The organism is Brevibacillus sp. SKDU10, from assembly GCF_001645205.1.
GTDB classification, from domain to species: domain Bacteria; phylum Bacillota; class Bacilli; order Brevibacillales; family Brevibacillaceae; genus Brevibacillus_B; species Brevibacillus_B halotolerans.
This window is the reverse complement of record NZ_LSSO01000099.1, coordinates 1-898: the sequence shown is the minus strand read 5'-3', so window position 1 is coordinate 898 and position 898 is coordinate 1. Positions and strand designations below refer to the sequence as shown.

At 41.9% G+C, this 898-nt stretch carries 1 protein-coding gene; it reads left to right on the top strand.

What is annotated here, in order from left to right:
* The coding region (locus AYJ08_RS05785) for a helix-turn-helix transcriptional regulator (protein WP_064016932.1) at positions 1–887 on the top strand (887 nt) is incomplete at its 5' end.
* Positions 888–898: the final 11 nt, after the last annotated feature.

Below are 898 nucleotides of genomic sequence, written 5' to 3'. Positions count from 1 at the left end.
ATCTCGTACAAGCGAAGGACTTAGCTGAGCAATTTGAGGTGTCTATTCGGACCATTTATCGCGATATAGAAACGATTAATCAAGCGGGTATTCCTATCGTTACCTATCAGGGTGCAAACGGAGGTATCGGTCTTGCAAAAGGGTATCGACTCGATCGTCAATTGCTGACGAATAATGAACTCGCCACGATCGTCACCTCGTTACAAAGCATCTCGACCATGGATAAAAGTGAGAGTCATCAGTTTTTAGTCGAAAAAATTAATAGCATTATTCCACATGCTCAAAAGGAACAATTTCATTGGAAAACGCAGCAATTTCTCGTTGATCTCTCACCTTGGGGGCAAAATGAAAGATTGGAAGAATCTATTTTAACGGTTAAACAGGCTATTGAAGCAAATAAATGGCTACGCTTCGTCTATTCTAATGCACGAGGGGAACAGAGTGACCGAATTGTTGAGCCACATATTCTGCTTGTAAAGGGGCGTTCCTGGTACTTGTACGGGTTCTGTCAAAACAAGCTCGATTTTCGCTTGTTTAAATTATATCGCATGAAGAAGCTTACTGTGCTTGATACAACTTTTATCAGGCGAAATATTCAAGCTGACGAGCTCCCCTGGGTACAGCAATGGAATGATTCTGCTACGATGGTTCATCTTGTCTTACGTTTTGCCCCAGATTCTCGTCATGCAGCGGAAGAGTGGTTTGGTGTAGAGGAATTGTTTGAGCAAGAGGGAGGATATGTAACCGTATCCGCCAGTTTTCCCGAGGATAATTGGCTTTACGGCTTTATTCTTAGTTTTGGGCCCTCCGTAGAGGTAATAGAGCCCGAGTCGATTAAAGCTAAAATAAAAACATTAGCAGCCGCCATTGTTGAAAAATATGTATAAAAATGATTCAT